At 49.2% G+C, this 315-nt stretch carries 1 protein-coding gene; it reads right to left on the reverse strand.

The features are described from left to right. Nucleotides 1-315: sensor histidine kinase (locus tag CVN76_RS02485; protein ID WP_232732076.1), on the reverse strand; the 315-nt coding region annotated here is incomplete at both ends.

A 315-nucleotide genomic window follows, 5' to 3' on the forward strand; every position in this document is an offset into this window, starting at 1 on the left:
CTTATCAAGGATAACCGGCTCCACCTTCCAATCTATCTCCATCGTCACTTTTTGGGCCAATTCTTCGAGGAGCTCCTTCATTCCCGCTTGTAATGATTTTCCCTTCAACGCAACGGGTCTTAAGTGAAGCAGGAGCGCCCTCATCTCGAGCTGAGATTGATGGATCATTTCTTCCACAACCTTGAATTGCTTCATTTCCGTTTTATCCATATCCGTTTGTGACTCTGTAATAGCCGACATGAACATCGAAGCGGCAAACAATTGCTGGCTCACCGAATCATGCAGCTCCCGCGCCAGGCGGTTCCGCTCCTGGGA

The sequence above is a fragment of the Bacillus sp. mrc49 genome (assembly GCF_002803435.1).